Source organism: Pseudomonas azerbaijanoccidentalis (assembly GCF_019145495.1).
Taxonomy (GTDB): Bacteria; Pseudomonadota; Gammaproteobacteria; order Pseudomonadales; family Pseudomonadaceae; genus Aquipseudomonas; species Aquipseudomonas azerbaijanoccidentalis.
Window position 1 is genome coordinate 344,953 of record NZ_JAHSTU010000005.1, and the last position, 21,969, is coordinate 366,921.

22 protein-coding genes are annotated in these 21,969 nt (G+C 59.5%); 14 read left to right on the forward strand and 8 right to left on the reverse strand.

The window, feature by feature from the left end; translation table 11 throughout:
- Position 1: 1 nt before the first annotated feature.
- The 4 genes from KVG88_RS19245 to KVG88_RS19260 are packed head-to-tail and all read left to right on the forward strand — an operon-like array spanning position 2 to position 3,256.
- Positions 2-1,072: a baseplate J/gp47 family protein gene (locus tag KVG88_RS19245; protein WP_217872438.1), complete on the forward strand. Its 1,071-nt coding sequence runs from the start codon at positions 2-4 to the stop codon at positions 1,070-1,072.
- Positions 1,069-1,644 (forward strand): YmfQ family protein, encoded by a 576-nt coding sequence (locus KVG88_RS19250; protein ID WP_217872439.1) that lies wholly within the window; start codon positions 1,069-1,071, stop codon positions 1,642-1,644. Before KVG88_RS19245 ends, KVG88_RS19250 begins: the two co-directional genes overlap by 4 nt.
- Positions 1,644-2,834: a gp53-like domain-containing protein gene (locus KVG88_RS19255; protein WP_217872440.1), complete on the forward strand. Its 1,191-nt coding sequence runs from the start codon at positions 1,644-1,646 to the stop codon at positions 2,832-2,834. Before KVG88_RS19250 ends, KVG88_RS19255 begins: the two co-directional genes overlap by 1 nt.
- A gap of 5 nt (positions 2,835-2,839) precedes the next feature.
- A complete protein-coding gene (locus KVG88_RS19260; protein WP_217872441.1) occupies positions 2,840-3,256 on the forward strand; it encodes a tail fiber assembly protein in 417 nt (138 codons plus the stop codon).
- Positions 3,257-4,621: 1,365 nt separating this feature from the next.
- On the opposite strand, the gene KVG88_RS19265 is transcribed toward KVG88_RS19260, so the two are convergent.
- Positions 4,622-5,299, reverse strand: a complete 678-nt coding sequence (locus KVG88_RS19265) for an MOSC domain-containing protein (RefSeq protein WP_217872442.1) — start codon at positions 5,297-5,299, stop codon at positions 4,622-4,624.
- A 121-nt stretch (positions 5,300-5,420) separates the two neighbouring features.
- On the opposite strand from KVG88_RS19265, the gene KVG88_RS19270 reads away from it, so the two are divergent.
- A complete protein-coding gene (locus KVG88_RS19270; RefSeq protein ID WP_224792335.1) occupies positions 5,421-6,302 on the forward strand; it encodes a LysR family transcriptional regulator in 882 nt (293 codons plus the stop codon).
- Between the two features lie 225 nt (positions 6,303-6,527).
- On the opposite strand, the gene KVG88_RS19275 is transcribed toward KVG88_RS19270, so the two are convergent.
- The 4 genes from KVG88_RS19275 to KVG88_RS19290 are packed head-to-tail and all read right to left on the reverse strand — an operon-like array spanning position 6,528 to position 10,120.
- Positions 6,528-7,547: an NAD(P)H-dependent flavin oxidoreductase gene (locus KVG88_RS19275; protein ID WP_217872443.1), complete on the reverse strand. Its 1,020-nt coding sequence runs from the start codon at positions 7,545-7,547 to the stop codon at positions 6,528-6,530.
- Positions 7,548-7,550: 3 nt separating this feature from the next.
- Positions 7,551-8,105 carry a cytochrome b gene (locus KVG88_RS19280; RefSeq protein WP_217872444.1) on the reverse strand — a complete coding sequence of 185 codons (555 nt, stop codon included), beginning with the start codon at positions 8,103-8,105 and terminating at the stop codon, positions 7,551-7,553.
- Between the two features lie 30 nt (positions 8,106-8,135).
- Complete coding sequence (locus KVG88_RS19285) at positions 8,136-9,809, reverse strand: cation acetate symporter (protein WP_217872445.1); 1,674 nt, start codon at positions 9,807-9,809, stop codon at positions 8,136-8,138.
- On the reverse strand, positions 9,806-10,120 hold the full coding sequence (locus tag KVG88_RS19290) for a DUF485 domain-containing protein (RefSeq protein ID WP_150700919.1): 315 nt from the start codon (positions 10,118-10,120) through the stop codon (positions 9,806-9,808). The genes KVG88_RS19285 and KVG88_RS19290 overlap by 4 nt, the downstream gene beginning before the upstream one ends.
- 260 nt (positions 10,121-10,380) lie before the next feature.
- Here KVG88_RS19290 and KVG88_RS19295 point away from each other — a divergent pair, with 260 nt between their 5' ends.
- Positions 10,381-11,262 carry a LysR family transcriptional regulator gene (locus tag KVG88_RS19295; protein ID WP_217872446.1) on the forward strand — a complete coding sequence of 294 codons (882 nt, stop codon included), beginning with the start codon at positions 10,381-10,383 and terminating at the stop codon, positions 11,260-11,262.
- On the opposite strand, the gene KVG88_RS19300 is transcribed toward KVG88_RS19295, so the two are convergent.
- Positions 11,246-12,481 carry an MFS transporter gene (locus tag KVG88_RS19300; protein ID WP_217872447.1) on the reverse strand — a complete coding sequence of 412 codons (1,236 nt, stop codon included), beginning with the start codon at positions 12,479-12,481 and terminating at the stop codon, positions 11,246-11,248. The genes KVG88_RS19295 and KVG88_RS19300 overlap by 17 nt on opposite strands.
- A complete protein-coding gene (locus tag KVG88_RS19305; protein ID WP_217872448.1) occupies positions 12,478-13,701 on the reverse strand; it encodes a YbfB/YjiJ family MFS transporter in 1,224 nt (407 codons plus the stop codon). Before KVG88_RS19305 ends, KVG88_RS19300 begins: the two co-directional genes overlap by 4 nt.
- 323 nt (positions 13,702-14,024) lie before the next feature.
- Here KVG88_RS19305 and KVG88_RS19310 point away from each other — a divergent pair, with 323 nt between their 5' ends.
- Positions 14,025-15,053, forward strand: a complete 1,029-nt coding sequence (locus tag KVG88_RS19310) for a D-cysteine desulfhydrase family protein (RefSeq protein ID WP_217872449.1) — start codon at positions 14,025-14,027, stop codon at positions 15,051-15,053.
- 75 nt (positions 15,054-15,128) lie between these two features.
- On the opposite strand, the gene KVG88_RS19315 is transcribed toward KVG88_RS19310, so the two are convergent.
- Positions 15,129-15,590, reverse strand: coding sequence for an HvfA family oxazolone/thioamide-modified RiPP metallophore (locus KVG88_RS19315; protein WP_217872450.1), 462 nt, complete (start codon positions 15,588-15,590; stop codon positions 15,129-15,131).
- Between the two features lie 643 nt (positions 15,591-16,233).
- On the opposite strand from KVG88_RS19315, the gene KVG88_RS19320 reads away from it, so the two are divergent.
- Genes KVG88_RS19320 through KVG88_RS19350 form a run of 7 tightly spaced genes read left to right on the forward strand, consistent with a single transcriptional unit; the run spans position 16,234 to position 21,968 of the window.
- A complete protein-coding gene (locus KVG88_RS19320) occupies positions 16,234-17,070 on the forward strand; it encodes an ABC transporter ATP-binding protein (RefSeq protein ID WP_225934080.1) in 837 nt (278 codons plus the stop codon).
- Positions 17,071-17,109: 39 nt separating this feature from the next.
- Positions 17,110-18,111: an ABC transporter substrate-binding protein gene (locus tag KVG88_RS19325; protein WP_217872452.1), complete on the forward strand. Its 1,002-nt coding sequence runs from the start codon at positions 17,110-17,112 to the stop codon at positions 18,109-18,111.
- Between the two features lie 28 nt (positions 18,112-18,139).
- Positions 18,140-18,916 carry an ABC transporter permease gene (locus tag KVG88_RS19330; protein WP_217872453.1) on the forward strand — a complete coding sequence of 259 codons (777 nt, stop codon included), beginning with the start codon at positions 18,140-18,142 and terminating at the stop codon, positions 18,914-18,916.
- Complete coding sequence (locus KVG88_RS19335; protein ID WP_217872454.1) at positions 18,913-19,680, forward strand: SDR family oxidoreductase; 768 nt, start codon at positions 18,913-18,915, stop codon at positions 19,678-19,680. The genes KVG88_RS19330 and KVG88_RS19335 overlap by 4 nt, the downstream gene beginning before the upstream one ends.
- A 14-nt stretch (positions 19,681-19,694) precedes the next feature.
- On the forward strand, positions 19,695-20,246 hold the full coding sequence (locus tag KVG88_RS19340; protein WP_217872455.1) for a cupin domain-containing protein: 552 nt from the start codon (positions 19,695-19,697) through the stop codon (positions 20,244-20,246).
- A gap of 4 nt (positions 20,247-20,250) precedes the next feature.
- Positions 20,251-21,135 (forward strand): alpha/beta fold hydrolase, encoded by an 885-nt coding sequence (locus KVG88_RS19345; RefSeq protein WP_217872456.1) that lies wholly within the window; start codon positions 20,251-20,253, stop codon positions 21,133-21,135.
- Positions 21,132-21,968 (forward strand): IclR family transcriptional regulator, encoded by an 837-nt coding sequence (locus KVG88_RS19350; RefSeq protein WP_217872457.1) that lies wholly within the window; start codon positions 21,132-21,134, stop codon positions 21,966-21,968. The genes KVG88_RS19345 and KVG88_RS19350 overlap by 4 nt, the downstream gene beginning before the upstream one ends.
- Position 21,969: the final 1 nt, after the last annotated feature.

Genomic DNA, 21,969 nt, shown 5'->3' on the forward strand with positions numbered 1-21,969 from the left:
CATGGCCTATTCGTCCCCGCCGCTGGAGAGCATTCTTGCGAACATCTTGCGGGACATTCGCAACCTTCAGGCGGAAGCTGATATCGGCACGGACAGCGACAACTATGTCCGCTCAGCTGCGGTCGCGGCAGCTATTGAAGGCCTCTATCAAAAAATCGGCTGGGTGTTCCGGCAAATTTTTCCAGACACCGCTGATGAAGAGGAGCTAGTCCATGCAGCGACTATTCGTGGAGTGCCACGCAAACACCCGGTAGCGGCCACTGGCACTGCTTCGCTGAGCGGTGCACCTGATGTCGAGCTGCTGGTGGGGGCGGCACTGAAGCACATCGTCACGGGTGAGCAGTTTACCGCTCTGTCTAGTGCAACACTTGGCATTGATGGGACAGCTACTTTGGTTGTCAAAGCGCAGACAACAGGCAGCGCACTGAATCACCTAACAGGCGACCTCATCATCGTCAGTCCGCCCCTGGGCATGGATTCCGCCGCGACATTCATCGGTGAGACTGCTGGTGGAGAGGATCTGGAAAAGGTCGAATCGCTACTGGCTAGGCTGCTAGACATCATCCAGAACCCGCCAGCAGGTGGTGCCGTCTATGACTACGTTCGTTGGGCCAAGGAGGTCGATGGAGTAACTGATGTCTTGCCGTTGCCGAAGCGTCGCGGTGCTGGCACCGTAGATCTTGTCATCACCGCCAGCGGCGGCCTGCCCTCGGCCGAAGTGGTCGACAACTGCTTGGAACACATCCTGAGTCTCTGCTCGGTCATCGCTGATATTTGGGTCTACGTCCCAACCGTTCACATCGTCAACTCAACTGCATTGGTTGAGCTGGCGTCCGGCTACCTGCTTGCCGACGTTCAGATAGCCGCACAAAAGGCATATGACGCATTGCTTGGCACTCTTAAGCCTCTCGACATGCTCAAGCGCTCACAGATAGAGGCCATGATTAGCAACCTTGCAGGCGTCATCGACCGCTCGGTATCAACGCCTCCTGGAAATGTAAACGCCTCAGAAGATCCGGCGCTTGTTGGCTGGATCCGTCCCGGCACTATCACTTTGGGGTTGTTGGAATGAGCGGTCTCGGCAACCAGCTGAGGTTGTTGCTACCACCTGTCTCGTATGACGGATCGGCACCCAACCTTTCGGCTGCGATAGAGGCCGAAGCAAATGCCTTGAACCTTTCGGATGCTCAGGCGGATGAGGTCTATGGCGCAATATTCCCAGACTCAGGCCAAGCACTGAGTGACTGGGAGCGTGTCTTGGCACTGCCTGATCCGTGTTTGATCGGTGTCTCCCAGTCTGTGGGACAACGCGTACAAGCTGTTATCAGCAAGATGCAGGGGCGTGGTGGTCAGAGCAAGCCGTTCTTTATTGCACTGGCTAAGTCCCTTGGCTACGACATCACCATCACCACTTTCAGGCCTCCGCGCGCGGGCCTTGCTCGTGCTGGCGATCCTCTCTATGGCGGCGACTGGGCGTTTACGTGGCGTGTGAATGCGCCCGCCGTGACCGTCAGCTATGCGCGAGCAGGTATCGCTGGAGCGGGTGATCCATTAGCCGCGTGGGGCAATAAATCCCTTGAATGTCGACTCAGCCAAATGAAACCGGCTGAGTCGATCTTGCTATTTGGATACGGAGACAACTAATGCAAAAAATCGGGGACATCACCAATACGGCGAATGATGTCGGTGAGTACACAGATGGAAATCCGGGTGCGGGTGTCGAGCCAACTCTCATCAAGGCTCGCTGGCTTAACGTGATTCAGCGTGAACTGGCAGCAGTTGTTGAGGGCGCGGGTTTCGTGCTTGACCCTGGGCGCGATGACCAGGTGCTGCATGCGATACAGATTTTGGCCCGATTGGTCCCTGGTGCATACGCTCTGGACCAAGGGACAGCGAATGTGTATGCCGTCGACTTTACGCCGCCGATCACTGCGTTAACTGACGGCATGGTGGTCCGCTTCAAGGCCAAAACGGCTAACTCCGGTGACAGTACCTTCAATCCAAATGGCCTTGGCGCGAAACCACTCATGGGTGGTGCCCACAACAATTTGCTTGGTGGCGAAATTGCTGCCAATGGCGATGTGTGGGTTCAGTGGAACAGCTCGATAGGCGGGGGCTCATGGGTCATCATTGCCAGCAGTGGCGGGGCTTTGCAGATTGCTCCAGGGGTTGCCCTTGGCCATGCAGCATCACTTCTTCAAGTTCAGGCGGACTCCAGTCGATACGCCCTCGATACTGGCGCTGCCAATGTGTATGCCGTCGCCTATACCCCTGCTTTGATTACCCCAGTCGACGGAATGACGTTGAAGTTCAAGGCAAAGACGGCGAACTCAGGAGCCAGCACTTTCAGCCCCAACGGAACAGGAGCTAAACCCATTGTTGGCGCTGCACATTCACCACTTCAAGGTGGTGAGATTGCTGCGAACGGTGACGTTTGGGTCCAATACAACAGCTCTATTGGCACTGGATCGTGGGTATTGATTGACAGCACCGGGGGCGCCGTTCAAGTAGCGCCCGCAACTGCCAGCAATCACGCAGTCAGCCTTGGGCAGTTCGTTACGTCATTCGGATTGAGCGGTTACGTAAAATTTCCAAATGGTTTCATCATCCAATGGGGTCGAGTCACAACCACGGCCCAATTGATCGGGGCCACTTGGAACTTCCCAATGATCTTCCCGAATAGATGCGCTTTTTGGGGCGCGTTTACAAACAACTCGTCCTCACAAAGCTTCTACTCAAACGTAGGAGACCCGAGTGCATCCAATGCCGGGTGCATCGTTTCTTCGACCTTTAGCGGGTCCGCCGTCAACATTTGCTTTGCTTTCGGGTACTAAATCTCATGGGACAAAAACTCGCAGCCTTTAACACTAATCATGCATTTGTCGGCTACCACGACACACAGGACAGCCCGCCACCTAGCGGCAGGCGGGTGATTGAAATAAGTGATGAGCAGTGGCAAGAACTGATGGCTGAGCAGTCGATAGGCAGGGTCTTAACCGTTTCCGAAGGTGGCATGATACTCGTGTCTGATCCTCCGCTACCGACGGTTGAGGAAATCACAGCATCGAATGCCTACGTTCGCGATGGTCTACTCGACACGGCTACGCGTGCGATCAACCCTTTACAAGACGCGGTGGATACCCAGTCCGCAACGCCCGCCGAGGAGTCGCTACTGTTGAAGTGGAAGGTCTATCGGAGAGACGTCAACCGAGTCGACCTGACCCAGGTCGCTCCCGCTTGGCCTGAGCAACCCTAAGGTTCAGGAAGTCTTTCTTAGGCTGTGCCAAAGCTAGTGCAAGTACTGGTTTTGATTTTCATCTGAGACGGTGCCAAAAATCCCGCAAGGCGGTGCCAAATCCGGCGCGCGCTTACAGTGTACGAGCTAAGGACCAGGCCGGCCGGTAGGCCGCCTCGCGGTGCTGTGGCGGTATTCGCCCCCTCGTGAGGCCGAGCGCAGGTTCTGCGCAGTGGGCAACCCGGCAAGGATGCCGGGTTAGCCGCCCCCGGCCATGGATGGCCGATGGCGGCGGGCCCACGGAGCAGGACCGGAGCGAGGGCATGCCGAGCCTAGGCGAGGCACCGAACGAAAGGGGCAAGAGCCCTTTGGTTACTTTGGGGCTTTTCCAAAAGTGACCCGCTGTAAGAGCGGAACCCTAAGCAACCGTTACCGCAGCAATGGATATGTACTCGGTCAGCAACATCGAGGTCGGCTGTCAGGCCGCCATCGCTGGCAAGCCAGCTCCCACAGAAATCGGGTACGGCCGCAACATCGAGGTCGGCTGTCAGGCCGCCTCGCTTTTGATTTGGCTTTTGATTTTCTTGCCCCCTCGTGAGGCCGAGCGCAGGTTCTGCGCAGTGGGCAACCCGGCATGGATGCCGGGTTAGCCGCCCCCGGCCATGGATGGCCGATGGCGGCGGGCCCACGGAGCAGGACCGGAGCGAGGGCATGCCGAGCCTAGGCGAGGCACCGAACGAAAGCGGCAAGAGCGCTTGGTTACTTGGCGCTTTTCCAAGTGACCCGCTGTAAGAGCGGAACCCTAAGCAACCGTTACCGCAGCAATGGATATGTACTCGGTCAGCAACATCGAGATCGGCTGTCAGGCCGCCATCGCTGGCAAGCCAGCTCCCACAGAAATCGGGTACGGCCGCAACATCGAGGTCGGCTGTCAGGCCGCCTCGCTTTTGATTTGGCTTTTGATTTTCTTGCCCCCTCGTGAGGCCGAGCGCAGGTTCTGCGCAGTGGGCAACCCGGCATGGATGCCGGGTTAGCCGCCCCCGGCCATGGATGGCCGATGGCGGCGGGCCCACGGAGCAGGGCCGGAGCGAGGGCATGCCGAGCCTAGGCGAGGCACCGAACGAAAGGGGCAAGAGCGCTTGGTTACTTGGCGCTTTTCCAAGTGACCCGCTGTAAGAGCGGAACCCTAAGCAGCCGTAACCGCAGCAATGGATATGTACCCGGCCAGCAGCATCGAGGTCGGCTTCCAGGCCGTCATCGCTGGCAGGCCAGCTCCCACAGCAATTGGGTACGGCCGCAGCATCGAGGTTGGCTGTCAGGGCGTCATCGCTGGCAGGCCAGCTCCCACAGGAATCGGGTATGGCTGCAGCATCGAGGTCGACTGGATCAACCGACGCTAGCCGCATGTTTGCGCAAATACTTCGCCCGCTCCGACAAACGCCGCTGCCAGTCCGGCGCCAAACCATGGGTCACTGCCAACGCCAGCAAATCATCAATCACCGGTCGGTGCGACAACTGCACCTGCCAGAACTGGTCGATGGAAAACCGTTCAGTGTGCCGCTCCAAAAGTTCGATCCCATCCCCTTCTTCGAGATAGCCCGGCTGGAGGACCCGGTAGTACCAACCGGTGATGCGCTCTTTGGCGACAAACATCGACAGGTGCTCGGCATCAAAGCGGTGATTGATTTTCCAGCACGGGCTGCGGGGCTGGGACACCTGCAGAATGGCGCTGCCGACCTGGAACACGTCACCGATGTGCACGTTGAGTTCACTGAGCCCGACCGCCGAGATGTTTTCACCAAGGCTGCCCGCCTTCAACTCGGCGGCACTGTCGGGAAAGGCTTGAGCCAAACGCTCATAGTTTTGCGCGGCGTACTGGTGCACGGCCTTTTCCGGGCCGCCGTGCACACGTCTATCGCCATGCTGATCGCCGACTATGCCGTGCAGCGCTACACGCACGGGACTTGTATGACGCTGTTTGTAAATGCCGGTTTGCTGGCCTTCGGGGTGCAGCACTGCCAAACCTCCGGCGTAGACATGGTCAATTTTTGAAATCAGTTTCATGGTCGATCTACGCTCGTTTCATCTCGTTTCGAGCACTTTACTAATCTGCAGAAAAGCTCGTAAAGTGATCATTAGATATGTCCACAATCACTTTTCATGATAGGTGGTAACGAATATGGAAATGCGCCAACTGAAAATTTTCTGCGCCGTGGCCGAGCTGGGCAGCTTCACCGCCGCCGCCGTGCAGGTGAATACGGTGCAGTCCAACGTCACCATGCGCGTGAAAGAGCTGGAAGCGGAACTCAACCGCGAGCTGTTCATCCGCAAGAAATCCGGGGTGGTGCTGACATCGGCAGGCCAAACCTTCCTCGGTTACGCGCGAAGGATTTTGCAGCTGACCGAAGAGAGCCGCAGCGCGCTGATGGACACCGGCAGCCCGACCGGCCTGCTGCGCCTGGGCTCGATGGAGACCACCGCTGCCATCCGTTTGCCGCAGGTGCTGACCAAGTACCGCGAGCAGTTTCCCGAGGTGCAGTTATCGCTGTTGACCGGCACCACGGTTGAGCTGATCAAAGCGATTGAATCGCACCGGCTCGATGGCGCGTTTGTCGGCGGGTTTCATCAGAACTCGGCGTTAGCACAAGAAGAAGTGTTCAACGAAGAGCTGGTGCTGGTCAGCAGCAACCAATTTGAAACTTTACCTGCGCTGATCGAAAAAATGCCGCAGCAGACTGTGCTGGTGTTTCGCACCGGGTGTTTTTATCGCTCGACGTTGGAGAACTGGTTTTATCAGGTGGGGTTGGTGCCGAACCAGATCATGGAATTGGGCACGCTCGACGGCATTCTGTCGTGCGTTGCTGCGGGCATGGGCGTGACGTTGTTGCCCAAGGCCATCGCGGAAAATTGCAGCGTGCGCCACGCGATCCGCTGCCACACGTTGCCGTCGGAATTCGCCAATGTGTCCACGGTGTTCATTCGCCGCAACGACACGATGATCACGTCGGCGATGAGCGCCTTCATTGGCCTGGCACAACAGCAGATCGCCCGACCGGCAACGGCGTGATTCAAAACCTGCAGGAGTGAGCCTGCTCGCGATAGCGTTGACTCAGGCGACATTGATGTCGAATTTTACGCCGCCATCGCTAGCAGGCTAGCTCCCACAGGGGGGGGGGGTAATGTGCGGATTCTGGGCCAGCAAATAACCAGTGTGGGAGCTAGCCTGCTAGCGATAGGGTTGGATCAGGCAACGGGGATGCCGCCATCGCTAGCAGGCTCACGTCTACATTGGTTATTGCCAGCCGAGTGATCTCCTTTGTTCACTCAAGAACCGCCCGGTCGCGGCATAGTCGGTGAAGCCGGTCGCCGTCTCCGGCACCGGCAGCAACCCGCGCGCCAGTTCCGCCACGCGCTCTGCCGCTGGTACAACGCTGTGGATCTTGCCCACGCCCTGCCCCGCATACAGCGACAGTTTTTCGGCCATCCGCGGCTTGTCGATTGCCCGGGCGCCGCCGCCGATGAAGCGCAGCAGGTTCCATTTGTCCCGATTGGGAATCACCCGGTGCGGGGTGCCGTAGGTCCAGCCGAACGAATAACCGGTGCGGTATTCAGTGTCGTCGGTGGTCGCCTCGACGATCTTCTGTTTGTACAACGGATGGGCATTCGATTCATCGGTAGCGATGAACGCCGTGCCCACCACCACCCCGGATGCACCGAGGGACATCAGCGCCCGCACGTCATCGCGCTGGGTGATGCCGCCCGCCGCCAACACCGGCCGCCCCTGCGCAACCGCAAGGATTGAGGTCAACAACGGCATGATGCCAATCGTGCCGCGATTGAGATGGCCGCCACTCTCACTGCCTTGGGCGATGATGATGTCGGCGCCCTGGGCGATGGCAATGTTGGCCAACTCCACCGACCCCGCTTGCACCATCACGATGATCCCGGCGTCCTTGGCCCGTGGAATCATGTCGGCGGCATACTTCTCGGCATAGAACAGCGACAGCAGTTTGGGCTTCTCCTTGAGAATCACCTGAAACTGCGCTTCGAACACATCCGGGCCACCGAACTGCGGCACCAGGTTCACGCCGAAGGGTCGGTCGGTGAGTGCGCGGGTTTCCTGGATCCAGCGGCGTAAAGCCAAGGGCGGCAAGCGCAACCCGCCGATGACGCCCATGCCCCCGGCATTCGCCACCGCACCCACCAGTTGCGGCCCGGAAATGGCTGCCATCCCGCCGAGAAAAATCGGGTACTTCACACCGCAGAGCCGGGTAATGGCGTTACCGGCAAAATCAAGACTGTCCTGGTTCATGACTCACAGCTCCACATGTTTGCCCAGCATTCGCTTGAGCGTGTTGTTCTTCAGGAGGAAGTGATTTTTCACCGCGCCGAAGATGTGCAGCGCGAGCCCGGCAAGGAACGCCGAGGCACCGATGTTGAACAGCACATCGACCACGTGCTTCAAGGTTGGATTGGTCGGCAGGATGCTCGGAATCCAGAATCCACCGGGCAGCATCACCACCTCACCGGCGGCTGCGCGTGAAGCCCACACCGCTATTGGCAACAGCACCAATGCAAGGGCGAGCGACACCGCCACCGAGCGGCTGATGATCACTTCGATAGGATTGGGCGTACCGACGGGCAGCGGATGATAGGACGTGATCCGCGCCCAGAACCGATAGCTCGAAACGAGGAACAGCATCAGCCCCAGCAGGTTTTGTACCCGGCCAAGTTCCAGTTGTTGCGCCTCGCTGGAGGCTTGGCCGATCAACAGTTGCAGGCCGAAAATCGCCAGCAGTGAAAACGCCACGATCCAGTGCAGTGCGACGGTGATGGGTGAAAATCCAAGGCCATTGTCTCTAAGTTGCATGGCTGACTCCTTTTGCAGAGTGCGAAGGGCTTAGTGATTGACCGCCTGCGCGGCCCCGACTCCCGTCTGGGCACGGATCAACTGATCATCGAAACGTTCGCGTTCAAGCCTTGCTCCGTGACTGCGATCAGTGACCGAGCCCAGCCAGGTGAAAAAGAACGCCACGTTCATCGAGATGATCGCCGGGTAGTCATACGGGAAGATCGCATCGGTATTGCCCAGCACCTTGACCCACACCGCGGGCGAGAGAACGACCAGCCCCACCGCACTCACCAACCCGGCAATCCCGCCGATCAGCGCACCGCGGGTCGTCAGCCCTTTCCAGTACATCGAGAGCACCAGAATCGGGAAGTTGACCGACGCCGCCACACCAAAGGTCAGCGCCACGAGAAAGGCGATGTTCTGATCCTTGAACAAAATCCCCAGCACCACAGCGACGATCCCGATGCCCACCGAAGCGATACGCGACACCCGACGCTCATCGCGGGCATCGGCTTTGCCCTTGCGGACCACCATCACATACAGGTCATGGGAAATCGCCGACGTGCCGGCCATGGTCAGGCCGGACACCACCGCCAGAATGGTCGCGAACGCCACGGCGGAAATGAAGCCCAGCAGCAGGTCGCCGCCCACGGCTTTGGCCAGGTGCATCACCGGCATGTTGCCGCCGCCGATCAATTTACCCGCCAGATTCCCGCCCTCGTAGAAAGCCGGGTCCTGCCCGACGATGACAATCGCGGCCAACCCCAACACCGCCACGATCAGGTAGAAAAACCCGATGAAACCGGTGGCGACGAACACCGATTTACGCGCCTGTTTGGCGTCGGGCACGGTGAAGAAGCGCATGAGAATGTGCGGCAACCCCGCCGTGCCAAACACCAGCCCGAGTGCCAGCGAGATCAGCGAAAGCGGATCGGCCACCAGTTTGCTCGGCAGCAGAATCCGCTCGCCATCGCGGTGCGCGGCCACGGCTTTTTCGAACAACAGATCGAACGAAAAGCCGAACTTGCTCAACGCCAGAAACGCCAGCAACGTCCCGCCCAACAGCAACAACCCGGCCTTGATGATCTGCACCCACGTCGTCGCGACCATGCCGCCAAAGGTCACGTACACCGCCATCAACAGGCCCACGGCAATCACTGCATAGTTGTAAGGCAAGCCAAACAGCAGCTGAATCAACTGCCCTGCCCCCACCATCTGCACCACCAGATAGAAGCACACCACCGTCAATGAACCGAACGCGGTCATCGTGCGGATGCGGTTTTGATCGAGGCGAAATGATGCGATGTCGGAGATGGTGATGCGCCCCAGGTTGCGGATGCGCTCGGCGAACAAAAACAACAGCAACGGCCAGGCGACAAAGAAGCTGATCGAGTACAGCACGCCATCGAAGCCGTTGAAGAAGATCATGCTGGTGACCCCCAGCAACGCCGCCGCCGACATGTAGTCCCCGGCCAGTGCCAGACCGTTCTGGAAGCCGCTGATGCCGCCGCCCGCCGTGTAAAAATCGTCCATGGATTTGGTCTTGGACGCAGCCCAGTACGTGATGCCCAGGGTCGTTACGACGAAGACCAGGAACATGCTGATGGCGGTGATGTTGATCGGTTGTTTTTCGACGCTCTGTATGACGTCGCCGGCCATGGCGCGAGCCGCGAATGTGCTCAACAGAACAGGCAGGATGAAGTTCCGCAGGCGCTGTTTCATACGATCGCCCCCGCACGGATTTCTGCGGTCAGGTCATCGAATTCACCATTGGCGCGATGAATGTAGAGCCCGGTGAACAACCAGGCCCCGACAATGAACACCGCACCCAAAGGCCAACCGATGCTGATGATGCTGGTAGCGGATAGCTTCGTTGCCAATAGCTGAGGGGCGAAAGCGGCGACCAGGATGAAGGTGAAATACGGAACAAGGGTGGCGGCGGTCAGGCAGGTGACGAACCTTCGCTGCCGTGAGACCAAATCCTTGTACCGGGGGTGGTTACGGATTCTGGCTGACTCGGTTGCATGATTCACGTTGACTCCGTGTAGCAGTGGTTGCGTTATTGTTGTTCCACAGCCTCAGATTCAGACTCGATCCGCCACTGGCTGCGGTATCTGTGCCCCCTCAACCTATGCCCCGCACATGATCATGTAAAATGATCATTTATGATTCGATTGATCGTTTTTGGTGAATCCAACAACAACCTGATTTGCCTTTCAAGCGCTGCCAGCACTAATCTCTTCAAGGCTTTATCTTGTGACTTGGCTATTACTTTTTGAGATAGGTGACTTTGATGGATGTAGCGGATCTCAGGGTTGTAGACGCGGTGGCGCGCCACGGCAGCATGAACAAGGCTGCCAGCGAGCTGAACACTGTGCAGTCCAACGTTTCGGCGCGGATTCGCTCGCTGGAAGATGAGCTCGGGGTCGCGTTGTTTCAGCGCAGCGCCAAAGGTGTGCAGGTGACACCCGCTGGTCGGCGCATCCTGCCTTTCGCTGCGCGGTTATCGAAACTGCTGCTCGACGCCTCCAGTGCTGCCCGCGATGACGGCCACCCAAAAGGTGTGATGGAAATCGGCACGCTGGAAACCACCCTTGCCCTGCGTCTGCCCCAGTTGATCGCCCGGTTCGCCAAGGCTTACCCCGAGGTGCGCCCGGTGGTCCGCACTGGCACTACGTGCAGCCTGATCCAAGGCGTTATCGACTGTAAGCTGGAAGGTGCGTTTGTGGTCGGGCCGGTCAATCATCCGGAGCTGCACACGGAAATCGCCTTTCGCGAAGAATTGGTGTTGATCACCGCACCCTCAGTGCTGCACATGGACGACATCGCCCGTATCGACAACCTCAAAACCGTGGTGTTTCGCCTCGGCTGCTCCTATCGCCAACGCCTGGATACATTGCTGACAGACCTCGGTGTATTGGCTCCCGAACCGCTGGAGTTCGGCTCGATCGAAGCCATCATCGCCTGCGTTTCCGCCGGGGTTGGCATCACGCTGTTGCCCAAAGGCGTGATCGCCAACGCAGCGCGCGAGGGGCTGGTGGCCGTGCATGAATTGCCACCGGAGCTGGCCCACGTGGAGACCGTGTTCGTGCGCCGCAACGACGGTTATTATTCCAGTGCACTGGCGACGTTTTTGCAAAGCGTGCGCGAGGAAGGTGTCATCGCCCCGCTGTAACGGCCGGCACCGCATAGAACCGGGCTCTGACCCAGCCATTGACGGCGGCACACAGCACCAGTAGCACTGCGGTGACCAGAAACACATGATGCAAGCCGAAATGCGCACCGATCTGGCCTCCGATCAATGGCCCGATCACCTGCCCCGAGAATTGCGCCGATTGCAGATAACCGAGAATTTTGCCGGTGTTATGCTCCGCCACCGAATGACGGATCAGCTTGGCGATGGCCGGCAACAGCCCAGCAATGGTCATGCCCATCAGCCCGCGCAATACCGCCAGTTGCCACCATTGCGTGACGTACGCCTGCGGCACCATGACCAGGCCAGTCAACAGCAAACACCCAATAATCACGTTCCAGCTACCGACCCGGTCGGCCAATGCACCCAGTTTGGCGGCGGTCAGAATGCTGCCCAGCGCCGAACAGGCCATCACCACGCCGGCGATCCGCGCCTGGTCATCGAGCGCCACACCCAGGTCGCCAATGTAGACGGTGATGATCGGCTCAATGGACATATTGGCGAGCAGTACCATCATCGCCGTCACCAGCAGTGCGCCGATGATGGGCCAGCGAGAACGGTCAGCCGGCGACAGGGTGTGGTCGACCCGTCGAACGCCATCCGATTGCCGATGGAAGTCTTCACGAATGAGTACCATCGTCGTAATCGCCGCCAGCGCAATCATGGCGCCACCGACAAAAAAAGTGCCGCGGATACCGGCCCACTGCGGCAAGAATCCACCCACCAATGGCCCGATCAAGTTGCCGGACAAGGCGCCCGTCGAGAGCACACCCAAGGCCCAACCGGCCTTTTCCTTGGGCACCTGGGAGCCGATCATGACAATAGAGGCCGATGCATAGCCGCCGATAAGCCCGGCGATCAAGCGCAGCGCTACCAGGTCGGTGACGTCCCGCGCCAGCCCGATCAGCGACATCACGATGGCCATGCCGATGGCCGCCCGAACCAGCATCGGTTTGCGCCCGAAGCGGTCGGCCAACCGCCCCCAGAGCGGCGCGGTAATCGCCGTACCAAAAAACGTCGCGCCGAACGCCACGGCCGACCATTGCACCACATCGGCCTGGTTCGTCACGCCCAGTTGTTGCACGTACAGCGGCAGGAACGGCAGCAGCATGCTCAGGCTCACCAGCGTGGTGAACGAGCCAAACACGCACACAGCCAGGTTTCGACGCCAGTAAAAACGATTGCGCTCGGCATAATTCACTTCAGTCCATGCCCCGCAGCCGAACGCCGAACCACCGCCACCACATCGATCACAAACGCAAGCAACATGGCCGATGCACCGATGAGAAACAGCAGGCTGTAATTGCCGCCGCTGGAGGAAAACAGGAACGACAAACCATAGGCGGCGACTGCCTGGAACAGCGCAAATCCGACCGTTGCGGTTTGCCAGGCTGAGGTCTGTTGCGCAGGATGATGGGCGAGGATTTCATGCACCCGGCCCAGCACCAGCGGCACGGTGCCGGTGACGAACGCGCCGACGATCACACTGGACGCCATCAGCCAGACACTGCCTGGGCCGAATGCCGGCACGGCAACACAAATGGCTTCGATGATGAACGACACCCGCAAGGCGCGGCCGAAGCCGACTCGATCAGCCAGCAGCCCTGCGAGCAGCGGCCCGACGGTGGCGCCAAGGCCGAACAGCACCCAATATTGCGCCCCGATTTGCAGGCCCTGGCCCAAACCCCGTGCAACAAAATCCACCAGAAAAATCATGTGCGGCACCCAACCGGCAGCGTTGAGTGCGTACTCGACATACAGCGCCTTGAGGGTGCCGTTGGGTGGCGAGTGACGCGGATGTGGGGTGGCGGCCGTTGGCGCGTCGGCTGTCGGCCATCCCCACCAGGCCAACGCGGTCAGCAACAGGGAAATCAGGCCGAGACCGAGCCAGGTTTGTTCAAGCCCCTGCTGCAACAGCAGCGGTACCAGCGTTCCGGATGCGGCGATCCCGACACCCACGCCCATGAAAATCAATCCACCCACCAGCCCCCGGCGCGATGGCGAAACGTGCGCCAGAACCGTGGGCGCGGCCAGGACCATCAACGCCCCGCCGGCAATGCCCGACAAAAAACGCCAAGCGAAAAACCAGGCAAACGACACCGGCCAGGCACAGGCAAAGAACGCGATGCTCGCCAGCAGCATCATCGCGCGCAAAGTAACCCGGGTTGAAGTTTTCGCCGCCAGCGAACGGCCGAACATGGCGCCAGCCAAATACCCGGCAAGGTTTGCCGCACCGAGGTAAGCGGCCCTGGATGCATCGAACCAGTGCGCCCCGACAATCGCCGGCAGCAACGGCGTATAGGCAAAACGCGCCAGACCGATCCCTACAAGGCTTGCGGAAAAACCGGCTACGGTGCCCCGCCACGCGCTGGCAGGTTGTGGCGCGATGCCGGCAATCGTTGGCTTAACACTGTTCATCATCTGCCCTTCCGTTCTTCAGTCGGGCCGACTGTACGCGCGAGCAAGGTATCTCAATAAACGAATTAATCTGACAGCCCATATCTGAATTAAAGATATGCGACCCCCTTTAGGAGCGAGCCTGCTCGCGATTACGTCAACCCATTCAACGCTGAGGTGTTCTGACACGCCGCCATCGCGAGCAGGCTCACGCCTACAAAATTTCTAGAGGGCCTGTTAGTTACACGGTGTATCAACAGTAATTCCCCAATCACCGTATATCTTCACCAGGTGCCTTTTTAGAGTGTTCGATGCCCTGCGTTCTTTCACTCCACGAGCGAACCTATATGCCCGACCACTTGAATCAACTTGATGCCGCACTGGCGGCGTATCCACGGGCAGACCTGCTCGAAGGCCCGACACCGATCCAGAAACTCGCCCGCCTGAGCCGCTTGCCCGAACTCAATGGCTGCAACCTCTACGTCAAACGTGATGACCTTACCGGCCTCGGGGGTGGCGGCAACAAGCTGCGCAAACTGGAATTCCTGCTGGGTGAAGCCCTGGCGGAAAATGCTGACACGCTGGTGACATGGGGTGGTTTTCAATCCAACCATGCGCGCCTGACCGCCGCCGTCGCGGCGCGCCATGGCCTGGCGTGCGAACTGATCCTGACCCCGTCAGCCGTGCGCACCGACAATGATTTCTGCCACAACGGCAACGTCCTGCTCGACGGTCTGTTTGGCGCGAAGGTGCATCGGTTATCGCGTGGCGTGACACCGGATTCCTATGCCACTGAGTTGGTGGCGAAGCTCAAGCAACAGGGTAAAAAGCCTTTTGTCATGCCATTGGGTGGCTCCAGCCCCCGAGGCAGTCTGGGTTACGCCGCCTGCGCAGCCGAAATCCTCCACCAGGCTGATGCCCTTGACCTGCAGTTCGATCGGATCATCGTGCCCAACGGCAGTGCCGGCACCCACTCGGGATTGCTGGCCGGTATGACGCTTGCAGGTTGCGCAACGAAGATTGTCGGCTACTCGGTATTGGCCAGCGAAGAACAAGCCATGGCGACGACTCTGGAAAAAACCCGCCAGACCTTGCACCTGCTCGACTCCAACGCAACGCTGAACGAAGGCACGATCAACGTCGATGGCAGCGAACGCGGCGACGCCTACGGTGCGCCCACCGAAGCAATGCTTGAAGCGGTGCGCCTGCTGGCCTCCCATGAAGGTTTGCTCACCGATCCGGTTTACGGCGGCAAGGCATTCGCCGGGCTGCTGGCCGCCGTGCGCCGGGGCGACTACCCGGCCGGCAGTCATCTGCTGTTCGTCATGACCGGCGGCTTGCCCGGCCTGTTCGCCTACCGCAGTGCCTTCGATTGATCTGAATTTGAGTGGCCATAAAAAAACCTCTCCGGGCGATAACCCGCAGAGGTTTTAATGGCTTGCATCGATCGATCAGCTCTTGGCTTTGCTCATCTGAGTGAACAATTCGGTAGGGACTTTCTTGCCGTTGGAGGTGAACTGGTTGGTGCGGAACTTGTAGACCTCGCCTTCAGAGAGGAAACCGTCGTTGTTGGTGTCCATCGCCTTGAACTCTTCACCACCCTGCGGGGCAACGGTCAGCAGTTCGTTGAGCGAGACACGGCCGTCGTGGTCGGTGTCAGTACGGGCGAACGAAGCGTCGCCGCATTTGCCTTCACCACATTTACCTTCGCCGGCCTTGGTCACTTTGGCGCCGGTTTCACCTGCACCACACTTGCCTTCGCCGCATTTGCCTTCACTGGTTTTTTCCGCGGAGGCCAGTTGGTAGCCCTGAGGCAGCGCGTCGGCGGCGAAAGCGGTCGAAGCGAGGTTCATGCTGCCGGCCAGTGCAACAGCGATCAGGCCAATACGGGATTTGTTCGACATACGGGACATAGTGATTCTCCGGATACGGTGTGCGGCCAGGCCGCTAAGGTCATTGCCACTAAGGGCGATAAGCCGTGGTGCGAGGGCGTTTGCTTTCTCGCTAAGGCAGGGCTATTTGACTGCAACCGTGTATCCCGGATGTATCCGTTTCGAGGGGCATTTGTAAGCCAGTCTCCGCACAGCGTGTTGGGATACACAGCGATACATTTGCTGCGTTACCGCTTCACATCGAACTGCACCGAGCCACTATAGAGCTCCTTTCTTTTGCCCAATGGCCGGTACATCGGCGTCACTCCACCTATATAAGCCATTTGAACCGGGCGCCATATCGCGCCCGTTTTTATACGGTGGCCGATCTTGTTTCACATTTAAAACAAATCCATCGGTTCTTCACTTTCAGCGTTACCAAAAAAAGCACCGCGTACTCGCACATCAACGGGCATCGCACAATCGATGTGCAATTTCGTGCCATACAAGAAACCACGTTTCATATATGAAACATCATCAAGAGCGGAAATTATCTATAAGCCATTAATTTATAAAGATTTTTAAACATAAAATCGACTTGGCAAATCTCTGGCATTGTTCATGCAATAAACACCGTATCACCTATAAAACAGACCAGAGACCCTTCCCAATGGCTGTGAAAGAGATGTACGCCGTCGCCCCTCAATGGAACAAACTCGCTCCCAAGGAAGACCTGGAGCCCACTGAAATTGAATTTCGCAATGTCGGTAAATGTTTCCCGGCCAAGGGAAAGCCGGAAGCGCCGTTTGCCATTCGCGGGGTTAACTTCAAGATTCGCCGTGGTGAAGTGGTATCGATCATCGGCCCTTCCGGTTGCGGTAAGAGCACCATCCTAAACATGGGTTCCGGTCTCTATCGTCCTTCCGAGGGCGAAGTGTTCGTCGGTGGCGAAGCCGTCACCGGCCCGGTCCGTCAGGTCGCGTTCATGTTGCAAAAAGACCTGTTGATGCCGTGGCGCAGTATTCGTCGCAACGTTGAACTGGGCCTGGAAATACAAGGTGTGGCGGCCGCCAAGCGACAAGCTGTGGCCAAAGATCTGCTTGATCGTTGCCACCTTCAAGGCTTTGCCGACCATTACCCGTTCCAGCTGTCGGGAGGCATGCGTCAACGCGCGGCCCTGGCCCGCACGCTGGCAATCGACCCGCAGGTGCTGTTCCTCGACGAGCCGTTCTCGGCGCTGGATGCGCAGACCAAGATGATCCTGCAACAGGACATGGCGCGGATGCTGTTCGATGAAAAGAAAACTGCGCTGTTCATTACCCATGACCTGATCGAAGGCATCGCCATGTCGGACCGGCTGCTGGTCATGAGCGCCCGCCCTGGCACCATCATCGAAGAAATCAACATTGACCTGCCGTTCCGCGACAACCCGCTGGAACGCCGCAAGCTGCCAGAAATCGGCCCGCTGGTCGGCCGTCTGATGGAGTTGCTGCAGGTCAGCGAAGACACCGAACTGCATTGATCAACGCCCCTGCGGCCATCCATCGATTGAGGAGTACGCATGTTCAAGTCTCTGTTTCAACGTTTCAGCCAGGTCACCGGCATTGCGCTCGGCCTGGGCATGGCTTTCGCCGCTCAGGCGCAGTCGACCGATGTGACCTACCTGTTGCCGGCGCCACCGAACTCTCCGGCGTTCGCCCCGTGGATCATCGCTCAGCAAAAGGGCTACTACACCGCCCAGAACCTGAACATGACCTTCATTGCCGCCAAGGGCGGCGTAGATGTGGCGAAACAGATCGGCGCCGGTAACGCCATGCTCGGCGGTGCCATTGGCGATACCCCGATCGTGGTGCGGGCCAACGGGATTCCAGTGCGCGCCGTGGCGGTGCTGGGTGCCGGTGGTGTGACCATGATTGCCACCAATGCGGCGGAAAACATCAACTCCATCACCGACCTCAAGGGCAAGACCATGACGGTGATGTCCTACTCGGACACCACCTACTACGCCCTGCTCGCCTCGTTGCGCAAAGCCGGCCTGAGCAAGACCGATGTGAACATTCAAGCGGCCGGTCCCTCGGGCGTCTGGCAATTGTTCTCGGCCGACAAATCCCAAGCGATGGCCGGGGTGCCGGACTGGGTGGTCAACGCCGAAGAAGCCGGGGTGAAGATCAAGTTGATCCCGCAGGCACAGATTTTCGAAAGCATGGCCCAGGCGATTCTCGCCTCCGACGACGCCATCAAAAACCACCCGCAAATTGTCCGCGGCGTGGTCCAGGCCACCCTGCAAGGCATGAACGACATCATTGCCGATCCCAAGGCCGCAGCGGCCACATTCGCCAAGGCAGTCCCGGCCTATGCCGGCAAGGAAGCGCAATTGGAGAAGGTCTTCAAGCTGTATGTCGAGCATGTCTACGCCAACCAGGTGATACCGGGGCGCATCGATCCGGCGCGACTTGAAGCGGTGCGCCAGTTCTATGTCAGCGAAGGCATCGTTACCCAGGAGCCGAAGCTCGACGACCTGTACACCAACCAGTTCATCGACACCCAAACAGCCGCGCAATGACGGCCAGTGACAACAAGGTACCGACACGATGAAAAACCTCAATAACTCCATGCTCGGCAGCGTCGCCCTGCTGGTCCTGTTCCTGGTGCTCTGGCAATGGGGCCCGGGAATGCTCGGCATGCCCGAATTCGTCATGCCGCAACTCAGCCGCGTGACCCAGGAAAGCCTGGTGATGTGGCACACCGGCGGCCTGTTGCAACACACCCTGATTACCGCCTTCGAAATCATTGTCGGCTTTGGCCTGGGTGCCCTGCTCGGCGTGGTGATCGGTGTGTCGCTGGGACTCTCGCCCGCCGCCGAGGCCATGCTGTCGCCGTACATTCTGGCACTGCAGATCGCCCCGAAGGTCGCCTTTGCCCCGCTGTTCGTCATGTGGCTGGGCTACACGATTTATCCGAAGATTCTGATCGCCATCCTGATCGTGTTCTTCCCGGTGATGATCAACGTACTGTCGGCGATCCGTACGGTGGACCCGGACATGATCAACCTCGTGCGGACCATGAACGCCAGCCGCTGGCAGATCTTCCGCCTGGTGGAGTTCCCCTCGGCCATGGCCGCGCTGTTCTCCGGCCTGCGCATTGCTTCGACCCTGGCCGTCATCGGTGTCACCGTCGGTGAATTGGTCGGCGGCAATCAGGGCCTCGGCTTCCTGCTGGTCGATGCCGAAGGTCAGGGCAATACCGCGGGCGTGTTCGTGGCCATCGTCATGCTTACGCTGATCGGTGTGCTCGCTTACGGCGCGGTGGTCTGGGCCGAAAAACGTGTCCTGCACTACATGCCAAAAGCCATGCTGAGCACCCAATGATGACGACCTTCAATCGCTTGCTCGAAGGCCGTCGCGTGCTGGTCACCGGTGGCGCCCGCGGCTTGGGTTACGCCTTTGCCCAGGCCATCGGCCGGGCCGGTGCCCACGTGGTCATCGCCGACATTCTTGCCGAACGCGTGCAGCAATCGGCCGCCGAACTGGTGGCTGAAGGTCTGACCGTGCACGGCGTGACGGTCGACCTCGCCCAACCGGATTCCATTGCTGCCTGCATCGCTGAAACCACCCGTTTGCTCGGTGGGCTCGACGGTCTGGTGAATAACGCCTCGATCACCAATTCCGGCGGCAAGACCTGCGAAGAGCTGAGCCTGGACACTTGGGATCAGGTCATGCAGGTCAACGTGCGCGGCACCTGGTTGATGACCAAGGCCTGTCTGCCGGCACTGCGCGCCAGCGGGCATGGCGCCATCGTCAACCTGGCCTCCGACACCCCGCTGTGGGGCGCGCCGAACCTGCTGGCGTATGTCGCGAGCAAAGGCGCAATCATCGCCATGACCCGCAGCCTGGCCCGCGAACTGGGGACCGACAACATCACGGTCAATGCCATTGCGCCCGGCCTGGTACTGGTCGAGGCCACGGCCTATGTGCCTGAAGCCCGCCACCGTTTGTACAACGACCAACGGGCCATCCAACGCCCACAACTTCCCGAAGACGTCAGCGGTGCCGTGCTGTTTGCGCTGTCCGACCTCGCTCGCTTCATCACTGGACAAACCTTGCCGGTCAACGGCGGGTTCGTCATGCCTTGATACTGGAGATTGCCATGACCGACCTTTCTGCAAACCTGAATACACAGCACAACGCTCCGAAAAGCTGGGAGCAGCCAGCGGGCAGCGATCTCGCAGGCTGGATGCAAACCCGCATCGCCCGCTACGAAACCCGCAAGTACGACTGGAACGCCTTGAAATTCCAGGCCGATTACGACCCGAAATTCGGTCGTGCACAAATGCGCTACATCGGTACCGGTGGCACCGGCGTGACCTCGGACATGAACACCATCCCGTCGGAAAACTTCACGTTTTCCACCATGGTGATTCCGGCCGGTCACGAAGGCCCGCCGCACCTGCACACCGATGTTGAAGAAGTGTTCTTCGTGCTGCGCGGCAAACTCAAAGTGGTCATCGAGAAGGACGGCGAGCGTTTCGAAACCATCCTCACTGACCGCGACGTGATTTCCGTGCCGCCCGGCGTGTACCGCGAAGAAATCAACATCGGCGATGAAGATGCGCTGATGTGCGTGATGCTCGGTGCGAAAAAACCGCTGACCCCTACCTACCCGCCAGAACATCCTCTGGCCTCGATCAAGCGCGGATAAGCCCATGTCGTACGCCATCGATAATCGCGCTCCGTCGCTCACCGCCGACCTTCAGGCGCAACTGGCCCTGCACTTCCCGCAGCGCACGCTGGAGATCGCCGGTGCTCGCCAGGCCTTTCGCGAATGCGGAACCGGGCCTGCCATTGTGTTGTTGCACGGGATTGGCTCGGGCTCGGCATCGTGGTTAGAGGTGGCGCAGGAACTGGGCCGCCGTGCGCGGGTGATCGCCTGGGATGCGCCGGGCTACGGCGACTCCACGCCACTGCGCGCGTTGGCCCCCGATGCGTCGGATTATGCCGAGCGCCTGCTGCAGATGCTCGACGCACTGGGCATCCAGCGTTGCGTGCTGGTGGGGCATTCACTCGGCGCAATTACCGCCATTGCGTTCGCCAGCGGCGTGCATCAACAGCGCGTCAGCCGCCTGGTACTGATCAGCCCGGCGCAGGGCTACGGTCATCCATCGCGCGCCTTGCAGCGCCAGGAAGTACGTAGCAAGCGCCTGCGCTCCCTGGAGCAAATGGGCATTCAACACATGGCCGAACAGCGCAGCCCCTACATGCTCTCGCCCGCTGCCACCCCTCAGGCACAGGCTTGGGTGCAGTGGAACATGGCGCGCCTCAACCCCGACGGTTACCGCCAGGCCATTGAACTGCTGTGCGGCGAGGACCTGCTGCGCCATGCACCGCTGTCAATGCCGTGCGACGTGTATTGCGGCGAAGCCGACGGCATCACCGCGCCCGCAAGTTGCCAGACCCTGGCCAAGGCCCTGGGCGGTACTTTCGACCTTATCCAAGATGCCGGGCACGCCAGCCCCATCGAACAACCTTGTGTAGTCGCGGGCCGTCTGGCCCGCGCTATCGAAGAATCCCTGACAGGTGCATCGCTATGAACGATTCAGATCTGCTGAAGGACGCTCAGGACAAATACATCGTGCCAGGACTGGAGCGCGGCCTGCTGCTGTTGTGCGAATTCAGCCGGCGCAATCGCACGTTGACCGCGCCGGAACTGGCCCGACGCCTGTCGCTGCCGCGCTCGACGATCTTTCGCCTGCTGACGACGCTCGAAACCATGGGCTTCGTGACCCGCAGCGGCAACGAATACCGCCTCGGCATGTCGGTGCTGCGCCTGGGCTTCGAGTACCTCGCCTCACTGGAATTGACCGAACTCGGTCAACCGCTGCTGGCCCGTTTGTGCGACCGCCTCAACTACCCAAGCAATCTGGTGGTGCGCGACGGCCGTTCGATCGTCTACGTGGCCAAGGTTTCGCCACCGTCGGTGTTCTCCACTGCAGTGAATGTCGGCACTCGCCTGCCCGCCCACGCCACCGTCCTCGGGCGCATCCTGCTCGAAGACCTGTCGCTGGCCGAGTTGCGCGAACTGTACCCGGAAGATCACCTGGAACAGTTCTCACCCTGCACACCGAAGACCGTGATGGAACTGTTCGACATGGTGCAGGCCGACCGTCAGCGCGGATTTGTCAGCGGTGAAGGATTCTTCGAATCGGCGATCTCCACCGTCGCAGCGCCGGTGCGTGATCAATCCGGGCAGATCGTCGCTGCCCTGGGCGTGACCATTCCGACCACACAGATCGCTCACGTCAACTTCAACGAATTGCTCCTGCAAGTACGTCGCAGTGCCGACGAGCTGTCGCGGCTGCTCGATTACAACAGCGCGACTGGCCATGACGGCCACAACCGCGTAACGGCTCTGATGAGGGATTGAG